This window comes from Micromonospora sp. AP08, from assembly GCF_008085935.1.
GTDB lineage: Bacteria > Actinomycetota > Actinomycetes > Mycobacteriales > Micromonosporaceae > Micromonospora > Micromonospora chersina.
This window is the reverse complement of record NZ_VSEZ01000023.1, coordinates 59,823-72,102: the sequence shown is the minus strand read 5'-3', so window position 1 is coordinate 72,102 and position 12,280 is coordinate 59,823. Positions and strand designations below refer to the sequence as shown.

Genomic DNA, 12,280 nt, shown 5'->3' with positions numbered 1-12,280 from the left:
CGCAGGCCCGTTCCCGTCCCTCGTTTCCGCTCTGCCAGGAGGAGTACGTGACGAACGCTGATCCGCAACACGTCCGCGCCGGTGGTGCCGGCCGGGTGTGGCGGGGCTTCCAGAGCTGGCGACGGACCCGGCCGTTCTGGGGCGGCCTGCTCACCGCGCTGGCCGGGGTGGAGATGTTCGCCTCCACCAAGATGACCCTCAACGGCTTGAGCTTCCACAGCGGATCCACCGGGCTCTACTCGCTGCTGATCCCGGTCATCCTGGTCAGCTGCGGGCTGCTGCTCTGGTTCAGCCCGGGGCAGCGGGTGTTCTACTCGATCGTCGCGGTGGTCACCACGATCTACTCGCTGATGGGGCTCAACCTCGGCGGCTTCTTCCTCGGCCTGCTGCTCGGCATCATCGGCAGCGCCCTCGCCTTCGCCTGGACCCCGACCGCCCGGCCCGCCGGCGACCCCACCGCCGGTCCCGCTAACGGCGAGCCGGCCGGGGGGAGCGTCCTCGGATCCGACGACCAGCCGCCGGCGGCCGAGCCGGTGCCGGCCGACGGGGGCGTGCCACGGCAGCGTGACGAGGCGTCGCCGACCGGGCGGCCCGGCGCCTCCCACGATTCCCGGTACTTCGCGGTGGCGCTGGTGGTGCTCGGCCTCTCCGCCACGGCGCTGGTGGCCACCCACCCGCAGCCGGTACGGGCGGCCGCGCCCGCCACCTGCGCGAAACCGCCGGTGCGGGCCGCCACCCCGTCCCCCTCGCCCAGCAGCGCCACCCCCACCCCGACGGCCAGCCCGAGTCCGTCGGCGGAGCCCAGCCCGGACGGCAACATCCTCACGGACATCCTGGACGGCATCGGGGATCTCTTCACCGGCGGTGACCGGGCCGCGTCGCCCTCCCCGTCGGCGAGTCCCAGCCCGAGCGCCGGAACGGTCGGGACGCCGGCCGCCCCCCCCCCCCCCGCGACCGCCGCTCCCGCCCCCACCTGTGCCCCGGCGAAGCCGAGCCCGCCCCGCAAGGTGGAGGAGGGCGAGGTGATGCCGAAGATCGCCCCCGAGCCGGGCCAGCCGAAGGTGGCCGAGCAGCCGTCCAGGCTGACCGGCTCGAAGGTCACCATGACCGGGCTGCGGTTCGAGGGGATCGTCGAGCTGCCCACCCGGAACGGCACGCTCAAGTGCCTGAAGTTCACCATGGACAAGGCGGTGACGGAGGACTTCGCGCTCCTCGCCGGCGGCCCGGCGGGCAAGGCCCAGCGGTACGTCACCGACCGGCTCACCGTCGAGGGCGACGTCTCCTTCTACGCCACCCGCTTCGCCGGACGCCTGCTCGGCATCAAGATCACGCTCACCCCGGACCTGCCGTTCCCCGACGGCCTGCCGATCACCTCACCGATCCCGATCAGCTTCACCGACCCGGTGATCGACCTGGCGTACGAGAACTCCCGGTCGCTCACCGCCCGGCCGGTGCTGAAACTCGACCTGGCCTGACGCGCGACGGTGAGCCGAACGGCCGGGAGCCGGAGGCATCCCTCCGACTCCCGGCCGTCGTCGTCGCTCAGAGTCGGGCCAGCGCCCGGCGCAGCGGGTCGAGCCCCAGCGAGCCCAGGTCGAGGGCCTGGCGGTGGAACTCCTTGAGGTCGAACCCGGCGCCCTTGCGGGCCTTCGCCTCCTCGCGGGCCTGGAGCCAGATCCGCTCGCCCACCTTGTACGAGGGCGCCTGCCCCGGCCAGCCCAGGTAGCGGTTCAGCTCGAAGCGCAGGTTCTCGTCCGGCACCCGGCAGTGCGCCCGCATGAACTCCCAGCCCAGCTCCGGCGTCCAGCGCTCGCCCGGGTGGAAGCCGAACGGGTTGTCGGCCGGGATCTCCAGCTCCAGGTGCATGCCGATGTCGACGATCACCCGGGCGGCCCGGAACGCCTGCCCGTCGAGCATGCCGAGCTTGTCGCCCGGATCCTCCAGGTAGCCCAGCTCGTCCATGAGCCGCTCGGAGTAGAGCGCCCAACCCTCACCGTGCCCGGAGACCCAGCAGAGCAGCCGCTGCCAGCGGTTGAGCAGGTCGGCCCGGACGGCGGTCTGGGCGACCTGGAGGTGGTGACCCGGAACGCCCTCGTGGTAGACCGTGGTCACCTCGCGCCAGGTGGAGAAGTCGCTGATGCCCTGCGGCACCGCCCACCACATCCGGCCCGGCCGGGAGAAGTCCTCGCTCGGCCCGGTGTAGTAGATGGCGCCGTCGCTGGTGGGCGCGAGGCAGCACTCGATCCGGCGGACCTGCTCGGGGATGTCGAAGTGGGTGCCGTGCAGCTCGCTGATCGCCTTGTCGGCGAGCGCCTGCATCCAGTCCCGGAACGCCTCCTTGCCCTGGATGGTCCGGGCCGGGTCCGCGTCGAGAGCGGCCACGGCCTCGTCGATGCTCGCGCCGGGGCCGACGATCCGGGCGGCCACCGACCGCATCTCACCCTCCAGGCGGGCCAGCTCCGCGAAACCCCAGGCGTACGTCTCGTCGAGGTCGACCCGGGCGCCGAGGAAGTACTGCGAGGCCAGCTCGTAACGCTCCCGGCCGGCGGCCTGCTTGAGTCGGCCCTGGGGAGCCAGCTCGGTGCGGAGGAACTGCCCGAACTCGGCGGTGGCGGCGGTCGCGGCGGCCGCGCCCTTGCGCAGCTCCGCACCGAGCGCGCCCTCGGCGCCGAGCCGCTCGGCCAGGCCGTGGAAGAAGTTGTCGCCGTTCGGGTCGACCCAGATGTCGCACTGCTTGGCGACCTCGACGAGCTGCACCTGCGAGCTGACCTGGCCGGCCGCCGCCGCCTCGCGCAGCGTGCGCTTGTAGCCCTCCAGGGCGCCCGGGAAGCCGTTGAGCCGGGCGGCCACGTTCGCCTTGGCGTCGTCGCCCTCGGTCGGCATGAGGTCGAACACCATCCGCAGGTCGTGCAGCCCGCTGGTGATCACGTTGACCTCGCTGGTGGCCTCGCCGGCCTCGTAGCGGGCCAGCTCCAGGCCGAGGCGCTCCTGCATCGCCTCCTTGGCGGTCCGCTCCAACTCCGTGTCCGGCTCGGTCACGTCGAGGTCGGCGAGGGTACGCCGGGTCAGGTCGGCGCGGGCCGCGTAGCCGTCGGGGGAGAGGTCGTCGAGCTGGTCGTCGTAGCCGGCGATACCGACGTAGGTGGCGCCGGTGGGGCTCAGCGGAGCCCAGTCGGCCACGTAGCGGTTGGCGAGGTCATCGATTCGTCCCACGCTGCGACCCTACGTGACCGCGCCACCCCGATGTCGACCAAGTTCGCCGCGTTCGAGGGAGCAGGGGCCGGCGTGGTCGAGCGGCTGTGGCGGTCGACACGGCGTCCGATTTTCGCGGGACTTCGTCGTACCCCTACGGCAGAGTGTCAGGGGTGACAGCGGATACCACTCCTGACCGGGCCCCACTGCGGAGCTGGCTGCCCGGATTCCTCGCGCTCGGCGTGATCTGGGGTTCCAGCTTCCTCTTCATCAAGGTGGGGGTGGCCGAGCTGCACCCGCTGCACCTCACCCTCTACCGGGTGGCCACCGGCGCCGTGACGCTGCTGGTGGTGCTGGCCGTGCTGCGCGACCGGCTGCCCCGCGAGCCCCGGGTCTGGGCGCACCTCGTGGTGGTGGCCGCCTTCGGGGTGGCGCTGCCGTTCACCCTGTTCGGCTTCGGCGAGCAGCGGGTGGAGTCGATGCTCGCCGGCATCTGGAACGCCACCACGCCGCTGATCGTGCTGCCGCTGGCGGTGCTGGTGTTCCGCACCGAGCGGCTGACCGTGCGGCGGGCGATCGGGCTGGGGCTGGGCTTCGCCGGCGTGCTCGTGGTGCTCGGCGTCTGGGAGGGCGTGGGCGGGTCGCACTTCACCGGCCAGCTCATGTGCCTCGGGGCGGCGGCCTGCTACGGGGTGGCCATCCCGTACCAGAAGAAGTTCATCGCGGGCAGTTCGTACTCCGGCCTGTCGCTGTCGGCGGCCCAGTTGCTGGTGGCGACCGCGCAGCTCGCGCTGGTCGCGCCGCTGGTGGCGGGCGCGCCGCCGGTGCCCACCGGCCTCTCCGCGAAGGTGGTGGCCTCCGTGCTGGCGCTCGGTGCGCTCGGCACCGGCCTGGCCTTCGTGATCAACCTGCGCAACATCCGGGTGGCCGGGGCGAGCACCGCCTCCACCGTCACCTACCTCATCCCGGTGTTCGCGGTGCTGGTCGGCGCCGTGGTGCTCGGCGAACGGATGAACTGGCACCAGCCGGTGGGGGCCGTGGTCGTGCTGCTCGGCGTGGCCGTCGCGCAGGGGATGCTCGGCCGCCGCCGGCCCGCGTCCGTCCCCGCCGCCGCCACCCGTCCGGCGGTGCCGGCCGGGCGCTGACCGCCGGCACCGGCGAGGTGGCGGGGTCCGGGGTCCCGGATGCCGCCACCACGGCGGCTCAGCCGCGGCCGGCCGTCCACTTCACCAGGCGGTCGGCCTTCCAGGTGTTGACCACCCGGCTCGCCGGCACGCCGCAGAGCGCGGCCCGCTCGCAACCGAAGCGCTGCCAGTCGAGCTGGCCGGGGGCGTGCGCGTCGGTGTTGATGGCGAACTTGCAGCCGGCCTCCAGGGCGCGGCGGATCAGCCGCTTCGGCGGGTCCTGCCGCTCCGGCCGAGAGTTGATCTCGACGGCCACGTCGTGTTCCGCGCAGGCCGCGAAGACCGCGTCCGCGTCGAAGTCGCTCTCCTTGCGGGTACGCGCCCGGTGCCCCCGGTCGCCCGGGCCGGTCACCCCGGCCGGCCGGGACGAGACCATCCGCCCGGTGCAGTGGCCGAGGATGTCCAGGTGCGGGTTGGCGATCACGGCCAACATCCGGCGGGTCATCTTCGCCCGGTCGTCGTTGAGGCCGCTGTGCACCGAGCCGACCACCACGTCGAGCCGGGCCAGCAGCTCCTCGTCCTGGTCCAGCGACCCGTCGGCGAGGATGTCCACCTCGATGCCGGTGAGGATGCGGAAGCCCTTCGGCAGCGCCTCGTTCACCGCGGCCACGTGGTCGAGCTGCTTGCGCAGCCGGTCCGCGGTGAGCCCCCGGGCCACCGTGAGCCGGGGCGAGTGGTCGGTGAGCACCATGTACTCATGCCCCAGCTCGACCGCCGCCAGGGCCATCTCCTCGATGGGTGAGCCGCCGTCGGACCAGTCCGAGTGGGTGTGGCAGTCGCCGCGCAGCGCGTCCCGCAGCTTCGCCGCGGCCTCGTCGAGGTCGGTGCCCTCGGTGGCGACCAGCCGGCGCAGGTAGACCGGCTCCTCGCCGGCCAGCGACTCGGCCACGCAGCGGGCCGTGACGTCGCCGACCCCGGACAGCTCGGTGAGCTTGCCGGTGCGAGCCCGCTCGGCCACCTCGCCGGCCGCCAGGGCGGCGAGCGCCTTGGCCGCCGACCGGAACGCCCGGACCCGGTAGGTGGCCTCGTTCGCCCGCTCCAGCAGGAACGCGATCCGCCGCAGGTCGGCGATGGGGTCCCGCGCAGTCATGCCCTGCAACCTACGCGCCCGCGCGGCCCGCCGCGCGGTGTCGCCAGGGGTGTCGGGAGTGGACGGCGGTCAGCCGGCCGCGGCGGAGTCGCTCGGCGCCTTCGGGCAGCCGTGCCTGCGCTGCCAGGCGGTCACCTCGGCGGCCGGCGCGCGGTTGCCCCGCTTGCGCCACGAGTCGAGGTACTTCGCCGGCCAGACCACGCCGCGCCGGATCCACCAGTCGTCGTGGCCCGTGCACTTCGGGGAAAGCCCGAAGTGCAGGTGGCAGACGTTGTTGGCGTTGCCGGTGCGGCCCACCTTGCCCAGCTGCTGCCCGGCCCGCACGCGGATCCCGGCGTCGACGCCGGTGGCGATCGCGCTCAGGTGCGACCCGTAGTAGCGGACCCCGTCGTCGCCGAGGAGCGAGACGGACAGGCCGCCGTTGTACGGGCCGAGCGGCCCCCGCCGGCTGAACTGGTCGACCCGGCTCACCTCCAGGATCACCCCGTCGGTGACCGCCACCACCGGCTCGCCGCAGTCGGCGAAGATGTCCGTCCCCGGGTACGCGGAGTGGGTCGGGTGGTAGTCGACGTTCCCGGCGCGGACCGGGAAGACGTGCCGCAGGTCGGTGCGGGTCGGCGACGGGGACGGCGTAGGCGGGGCGGCCGACGCCGTGGGGTCGGCCGGCGCGGTCGGCCGCGGCCCGGTGGCCTGCGTGCTCGGACCCTGCCACGAGTTGCCCGGCGCCGAGGTGGGGCGGTCGCCCGGGGCGCACCCGGCGGCCAGCGCCGCAACGAGCAGCAGGACCGGGTACGCCGGACGCGCGCGGCGTCCGATCGATGGCGAGCGCATCCGGCCATCCTGACAGACCACTACCGTGGGGACGAACGCTGAGACAGGTGCGTACCGCACGGTCGCTCTGCGTGACCTCGGTACATCTACGTTCCGTGAAGGGGGCCGCGGTGACGAACGGCTGGCAGGGCGGTGCCGGTGAGGCCGGCGCGGGGCCGGCGCGGCCGCTGCCGCGTACCCCGTCGGGGCTCTTCCCGTCCGGGGCGCCCATGCGGCCGAGCTACCGCGAGCCGTACCCGGTCACCGGCGCCGGCGTCGCGGTCGGCGCGGTGACCGCCTTCGCCTGGCTGCTGCTGTTCGGCCTGCTCGGCCGGGACGTCCCCGGCTACGCGTGGTGGACGCTGTTCGCCGGCGGGCTGGCCTGGCTGGCCGCCGCGGTGCTGGTCCGGCACGGTGACCGTGGGGTGGCCACCGGGGTCGCGATCGTCACGGCGGGTGGCTGGAGCATCGCCGCGGCGATCGTCGCGGTGCGCTGGGCGCAGAGCGGCGACTGGCCGCTCTGGTGACCCTGCGTGCCGGTTTCACTGCGTAGTGAAGACCGTCTTGACGTACGCGCGGTGACGGTCCACGCTCGCGGTATGGCCTGGACCACCCCGCCGCGGCTCGACCCCGAGCGGAGCCGCCGCCGCCTGCAGCTCCTCGCCGAGTTGGCCGGTGCCCGCACCGTGCGGCAGCGTGAGCGGCCGCAGCGGGCCCGCAGCGAGCGCCTGCGCGAGCTGATCGCCACCCGCCGGCGCATCGCCGGCTGACACGACTTTCTCCGGGAACGGCCGGCCCTTCGGGGCGTTGACCGGTCGGCTGCCGACCCGACCGGTTAACGTGCATCGCGTGACGAGTCGGCGTGCTGCCGAGGCCAATTTGGGGGGACCGTGTCGTACTTCGCTGCTGCCGTGGCGCGCGTCGAGGGCGCCTGGACCGCCGACGAGGTGAGCCTGCGGGGCGTCACCGACATCGAGGAGGTGGCCGACCGGCTGCGCGACGTCGAGCCGGACGCCGACCTCTCGCTGCTCTTCGTCGAGGCCGACGACACGTACCTCGTGATCCTGCGCCTGGACGAGGGCGAGGACCTGCGGGTCTTCGGCTCCGACTCGGCGTACGCCGAGGAGTCCCGGCTGGGTGCGCTGCTGGTCGGGGACCTGAAGACCTCGGTCACCGGGCTGGAGGACGCCGACGAGCCGCGCCCGGCCACCGGTGGCGACGAGGAGACCGAGCAGCCGGCCGTGGACCCGGAGGCCGACCCGGTGGGCGACGCCGACATCCTCGCCGACCTGGGTATCCCGGCGCCGAAGCTGCTCGCCCTCAGCGGCTCCGAGGGGATGATGCCGGCCGACGTCACCGCTGAGATCTGCCAGGTGCTCGGCTGCGCCGACGAGGTCGAGGAACTGCGTGAGGTCTGAACCGCCCGGCCCGGCGTGGACCGGCGGGGCGGAACCCGCCGACGCCACCGATCCGGCCCTGGAGACCGTACGCCCGGGGCAGCCCACCCCGGGCCGGCCGGCCCGGGTCGGTCCCGGCGCCGACGAGGGGCTGGCCGACGTGGGCGGCGTGGGCCGCCGGCAGCGGCACGAGCTGTGGATGAGCCGGGCCCTGGAGGTCGCGGTGACCGGCCCGGACAGCGTGCCGGCGGACGGCGCCGACGCGATCGAGGACGTCCCGGTCGGCGCGGTCGTCTACGGCCCGGACGGCGCCGAGCTGGCCATCGGCCGCAACGAGCGGGAGCTGAGCGGAGACCCGACCGCGCACGCCGAGGTGCTGGCGCTGCGCCGGGCCGCCGAGCGGCTGGGCCGCTGGCGGCTGGAGGGCTGCACCCTCGTGGTGACCCTGGAGCCGTGCACGATGTGCGCGGGGGCGATCGCGCTGGCCCGGATCTCGACGGTGGTCTTCGGCGCCTGGGAGCCGAAGACCGGCGCCGTCGGCTCGCTGTGGGACGTGCTGCGCGACCGCCGCCTCACCCACCGCCCCGAGGTGTACGGCGGGGTGCGGGAGGCGGAGAGCGTCGCGCTGCTGCGCGCCTTCTTCCGCTGACCCGCCCGGTCAGGCGGGTTGCGGGGCGGGACGCAGCAGGGTCTCGGCGACGGCGCGGCCGGCCTCGGTCCAGGCGGTGGGGCGCAGGGTGGCCGGGTCCAGCCGGACGATCGACCGGGTGCCGTCGGCGTGCAGGACGCTGCCGTCCATGGAGCGGAACTCGAAGGCGTAGCGGGCGCTGCTCGTGCCGAAGTGCTCCAGCCAGAAGTGCACCGCCACGGGGCCGACCCCGGTGACGGGGGCCCGGTAGGTGATGGTGAACTCGCGGACCGCGTGGAACACGTCGGGGGCGCTCCGCAGGTCGCCGCTGTAGGCGACGCCGCGTTCGGCCCAGTAGGGGGTCAGGGCGCGTTCCAGCAGCACCGCGTAGCGGGCGTTGTGCAGGATGCCCATGGCGTCGAGGTCGTCGAAGTGCACGGGGACGTGCTCGACGTGCCCGAACTGCTGGCTCATGGCTGGCCTTCCGGTAGCAGGGTCGGATCCGGGCAGAGCGCCCGCAGCCGGTTCAGCAGGCCCTGGCGGGCGTGCCGGTAGGTGGCGTCCGGGTCGAGCATCCGGGACCGCATGGCCGCGCTGATCCCCAGCGCGTCGATCTCGTACGCCAGCAGCGGCACGTCCAGGTCGGCGGGGAGTTCACCGAGGTCGACGGCCTCCTGGACGAGGCGTTCGAGGAACGCGGTCCACCGGCCGAACGCCTCGGCGAGCCGGTCCCGGACCGGGCCGGGGCGGGCGTTGTACTCGAACTCGGTGTTGGCGAAGAAGCAGCCGCCGGGCAGCACCCGGGCGGCGTAGAACTCGATCCGGGCCTCGTGCAGCGCGCGCAGCCGGCGGACGCCCCGGGGGGCGCGCAGGGCCGGGGCGGCGATCCGCTCCTCCCACTGGGCCACGGCCCGGTCGACGGTGGCGAGTTGGAGCGCCTCCTTGGAGCGCCAGTGCGCGAAGAGGCCGGACTTGCTGACCCCGAGGCGGTCGGCGAGCTGGGCGAGGGAGAGCCCGTCCAGGCCGACCTCGGTGGCCAGCGCCACGGCGGTGTCCAGCACCGCGGTGCGGGTGCGGTCGCCGCGGGCGACGCGGCCGTCGGAGGTCATGCGGGCAGCCTAACGGAAATAAGAACGACCGGTCGTATTCTTTTATGTGACCCCGCTAACGCGACCGCCCCGCCACCGGGCGGTGACGGGGCGGTCGCGGAATCGGATCGGTCAGGCGATGGCGGTGTCCAGGGCGATCTCGACCATCTGGCCGAAGGTCTGCTCGCGCTCCTGCGACGTGGTCTTCTCGCCGGTCTTGATGTGGTCGCTGACGGTCAGCACGGTCAGCGCGCGGGCCTTGAAGCGGGCCGCGATCGTGTAGAGCGCCGCCGACTCCATCTCCACCGCGAGCACGCCGTAGTCGGCCAGCGTGTCGTAGAGGTCCGGCCGGTCGGTGTAGAAGGCGTCCGCCGCCAGGATCGGGCCGACCCGCATGGTGATGCCGCGCCGCTCGGCCACCTCCACCGCGGTACGCAGCAGCCCGAAGTCGGCCACCGGGGCGTAGTCGATCAGCCCGTCGAACCGCATCCGGTTCATGTTCGAGTCGGTGGACGAGCCGATCGCCGCCACCACGTCCCGCAGCTGGAGGTCCTCGGTCAGGGCGCCGCAGGAACCGACCCGGATCAGCGTCTTCACGCCGTACTCGTTGATCAGCTCGTGGGCGTAGATGGAGGCGGACGGCATGCCCATGCCGGACCCCTGGACGGAGACCTCGACGCCGTTCCAGCGGCCGGTGAAGCCCAGCATGCCGCGAACCGTCGTGTAGCAGCGGGCGTCCTCGAGGTAGGTCTCCGCGATCCACTTGGCCCGCAGCGGGTCGCCCGGCATCAGGACCCGCTCGGCGATCTCTCCCGGCTCAGCGCCGATGTGCGTACTCATGGCAAAGATCCTGCCAGGCCGGGCCGGGGGATACCGGTTCGGCGTCCAGACCCGGGGTCCTGTAGCCTACTCGGCGGTGGCGTGTCCGAGTGGCCTAAGGAGCACGCCTCGAAAGCGTGTGAGGGTTTACGCCCTCCGCGGGTTCAAATCCCGCCGCCACCGCTCGTGAGATGCGCGAACGCCCGGTCGATCCGTGAGGATCGACCGGGCGTTCCGCTTTCCGACGTGCCCCGCGGCCACGCCTCCCTGGCTCCTGCAGAGCTGGGACGACTCAGACGTCCAGCGGATGCGCGCAGATCCGGAGGCGTCCGCCGGACTCGATCGATCGCGCCGCCGCGCTGGACGGCTTGCGTTCCGCCTGGTCCTCGAACCAGCCCAGGAAACTCCGTGGCGAAGTCGAGCCGGGGATACCGGTCGAGCACGCTCCTCCAACTGGCCTCGGGAAATTCTTCAGGTCGCGCCGTCCTGCCACGTCCCGGGACGTCGCGACCTGGAGCAGGTGGGACTCGGCGTCCTCGGCGGACACGTCGGCGCGCATGTGGGTGACGATGATGTGTTCCGCGCGGGCCGCGCGGGCCTCGGGCCAGCCGGCGGCGACTCCGAACACCCACGCGAGATGCCCGCCGGCCTCCTCGAACGGGAGCGAGTGACTGTCGAACGGCTCGGTGAGCCCGGTGTCGTGCAGGAGTGCCGAGACGTAGTACCGCTCGTCGTCGAAGGCAATGCGGTGTGCGCCGACGTACGTCACTCCCCACGCGTACGACCGGATGGAGTGGTTGAGCAGCCCGGGCGAGCAGTAGCGGGTGGCCACGGACAGCGCCGCCGTCGCCGCCAGCGTGCGGGGAAGCTCCGGCAATCCGGAGGATTCAGGCATAGATGCATCGTTAGTTCCGGTCAGCAGGGGCCGTAGCCCTCGTCGAAGAGGCGGCGGGCCCAGTCCGCGTACCCGGCGATGATCTTCCGGACCGTGCTGCCGTCGTGCAGGAAGAGGTACGCGCGGTCGCCGCTGCGGGCGAGCAGCCCGTCGAACCGGTGCATCTCCTGTGGAGCGTCGAGGTCGACCACCGACGGGTACGCGGCGTGCACCGCGTCGACCGGCGTGCCGACGGTGATCCCCTCGGGTGTGCTCATCGGGTCGTCGAGCCAGAGCAGGACGAGCCGGTCGTCGACGAAGATCGGGCTCACCGAGCCGTGGCCGGCCAGCGTGGGCCCGCACGCGTCCTCGTCGGTGCGCAGCACGCCGCGCCGGGTCAGGTCCTCCTCGGTGGCGCCGAACTCGGCGTTGCCGAGCCCGTCGAGGCTGACCACCTCGGCGGCGCCGACGGGCCGGGCCGGCACGTCCGGCCCCTGTGGACGGACGCCGCTGCCGGCGATCGAGGCGGCCGTCATCAGCGCGGCGATGAATCCGAATTGTCGCAATCTCATGCAATCCCCCAGTCCCCAACGGGACCGGGGCGAGGAGGTTGCTGGTGCTGCTCGGATTGCCGCAGCTCCCACTCCTCGGCCAGCTCGTCCCAGTAGTCCGCGGAGAGTCCGCGCCGACCGTGCGCCAGCCAACCGGCCGTGTCGCGCTCCAGGTGCAGGCCCAGCTCGGCGAACGGGTCGATCCACGGCCCCGGCTCGGCCCCGAGCCGGGCGAGCGCCGCGTTGATCGGCCACTCGACGCGCGGCCGGTCCAGCCGGTCGTCGAAGCAGGGCCCCCAGCTCGGCTCGCCGCCCAGCCAGACCGCCGCGGCCTGGTGGCCCAGCCCGCCGGCGAACTCCGCCTCCAGGTACGCCACCGGCCCCTCCCGGGACCAGCGGCCCAGCAGTTCGTCCAGGGCGGGTGCGAGGACGAGCTGGAACGGCTGCTCCGCCGAGGGCTCCCCGGTGGCGAAGTCGGGCAGCCGGCCGGTCAGCTCCTCGACGAGCTGCGGGGTGACCGGCAGCAGCGCGAAGTCCTGGCGGAGCGCGGCGAGCACCGCGTGGTCCAGGCCGGCGGTCTGCTCGCGGAGCAGCTCGACGTCGGCGACCACCGCGCTGAGCTGGTAACTCATCCGATCCCCTCGGCG

At 73.5% G+C, this 12,280-nt stretch carries 15 protein-coding genes and 1 tRNA gene; 7 read left to right on the top strand and 9 right to left on the bottom strand.

The genetic code is table 11. The annotated features are described in order from the left end of the window. A partial coding sequence (locus tag FXF50_RS27080) for a DUF6114 domain-containing protein (protein WP_255510210.1) occupies positions 1-1,475 on the top strand: 1,475 nt, incomplete at its 5' end. A 67-nt stretch (positions 1,476-1,542) separates the two neighbouring features. Here the strand turns inward: FXF50_RS27080 and FXF50_RS27075 are convergent. After that, positions 1,543-3,213 (bottom strand): DUF885 domain-containing protein, encoded by a 1,671-nt coding sequence (locus tag FXF50_RS27075; RefSeq protein WP_148431756.1) that lies wholly within the window; start codon positions 3,211-3,213, stop codon positions 1,543-1,545. 152 nt (positions 3,214-3,365) lie between these two features. Here FXF50_RS27075 and FXF50_RS27070 point away from each other — a divergent pair, with 152 nt between their 5' ends. After that, positions 3,366-4,337 (top strand): DMT family transporter, encoded by a 972-nt coding sequence (locus FXF50_RS27070; protein WP_187399840.1) that lies wholly within the window; start codon positions 3,366-3,368, stop codon positions 4,335-4,337. A gap of 58 nt (positions 4,338-4,395) precedes the next feature. Here the strand turns inward: FXF50_RS27070 and FXF50_RS27065 are convergent, their stop codons facing one another. Both FXF50_RS27065 and FXF50_RS27060 read right to left on the bottom strand, forming a co-directional pair. Next, the gene (locus FXF50_RS27065) at positions 4,396-5,466 is read right to left on the bottom strand and encodes a PHP domain-containing protein (protein WP_148431754.1); all 1,071 of its coding nucleotides are present in this window, start codon (positions 5,464-5,466) and stop codon (positions 4,396-4,398) included. A 69-nt stretch (positions 5,467-5,535) separates the two neighbouring features. Then, entirely contained in the window at positions 5,536-6,297 is a 762-nt protein-coding gene (locus FXF50_RS27060; protein WP_148431753.1) for a M23 family metallopeptidase, read from the bottom strand. Positions 6,298-6,506: 209 nt separating this feature from the next. Here FXF50_RS27060 and FXF50_RS27055 point away from each other — a divergent pair, with 209 nt between their 5' ends. The 4 genes from FXF50_RS27055 to FXF50_RS27045 all read left to right on the top strand — a co-directional run bounded on the left by FXF50_RS27055 (position 6,507) and on the right by FXF50_RS27045 (position 8,322). After that, a complete protein-coding gene (locus tag FXF50_RS27055; RefSeq protein WP_148431762.1) occupies positions 6,507-6,803 on the top strand; it encodes a hypothetical protein in 297 nt (98 codons plus the stop codon). 72 nt (positions 6,804-6,875) lie between these two features. Beyond that, complete coding sequence (locus FXF50_RS29480) at positions 6,876-7,046, top strand: hypothetical protein (RefSeq protein ID WP_167544573.1); 171 nt, start codon at positions 6,876-6,878, stop codon at positions 7,044-7,046. Between the two features lie 120 nt (positions 7,047-7,166). Beyond that, positions 7,167-7,694, top strand: coding sequence for a tRNA adenosine deaminase-associated protein (locus tag FXF50_RS27050; RefSeq protein ID WP_148431752.1), 528 nt, complete (start codon positions 7,167-7,169; stop codon positions 7,692-7,694). Between the two features lie 178 nt (positions 7,695-7,872). Then, complete coding sequence (locus tag FXF50_RS27045; RefSeq protein WP_187399845.1) at positions 7,873-8,322, top strand: nucleoside deaminase; 450 nt, start codon at positions 7,873-7,875, stop codon at positions 8,320-8,322. A gap of 9 nt (positions 8,323-8,331) precedes the next feature. Here FXF50_RS27045 and FXF50_RS27040 read toward each other — a convergent pair whose 3' ends face one another. The 3 genes from FXF50_RS27040 to deoD form a co-directional block, all read right to left on the bottom strand. After that, positions 8,332-8,775 carry a thioesterase family protein gene (locus tag FXF50_RS27040; protein WP_148431750.1) on the bottom strand — a complete coding sequence of 148 codons (444 nt, stop codon included), beginning with the start codon at positions 8,773-8,775 and terminating at the stop codon, positions 8,332-8,334. Then, positions 8,772-9,410, bottom strand: coding sequence for a TetR/AcrR family transcriptional regulator (locus tag FXF50_RS27035; RefSeq protein ID WP_148431749.1), 639 nt, complete (start codon positions 9,408-9,410; stop codon positions 8,772-8,774). Before FXF50_RS27035 ends, FXF50_RS27040 begins: the two co-directional genes overlap by 4 nt. Positions 9,411-9,521: 111 nt before the next feature. After that, positions 9,522-10,229 (bottom strand): purine-nucleoside phosphorylase, encoded by a 708-nt coding sequence (deoD, locus tag FXF50_RS27030; protein ID WP_148431748.1) that lies wholly within the window; start codon positions 10,227-10,229, stop codon positions 9,522-9,524. A 75-nt stretch (positions 10,230-10,304) separates the two neighbouring features. On the opposite strand from deoD, the gene FXF50_RS27025 reads away from it, so the two are divergent. Then, positions 10,305-10,391, top strand: a tRNA-Ser gene (locus FXF50_RS27025). 109 nt (positions 10,392-10,500) lie between these two features. Here FXF50_RS27025 and FXF50_RS27020 read toward each other — a convergent pair. From FXF50_RS27020 to FXF50_RS27010, 3 genes are all read right to left on the bottom strand, one after another. Next, entirely contained in the window at positions 10,501-11,040 is a 540-nt protein-coding gene (locus FXF50_RS27020; RefSeq protein ID WP_222866111.1) for a hypothetical protein, read from the bottom strand. Between the two features lie 83 nt (positions 11,041-11,123). Next, the gene (locus FXF50_RS27015) at positions 11,124-11,618 is read right to left on the bottom strand and encodes a hypothetical protein (protein ID WP_187399844.1); all 495 of its coding nucleotides are present in this window, start codon (positions 11,616-11,618) and stop codon (positions 11,124-11,126) included. Between the two features lie 32 nt (positions 11,619-11,650). Beyond that, positions 11,651-12,265, bottom strand: coding sequence for a hypothetical protein (locus FXF50_RS27010; protein WP_148431746.1), 615 nt, complete (start codon positions 12,263-12,265; stop codon positions 11,651-11,653). Positions 12,266-12,280 lie beyond the last annotated feature (15 nt).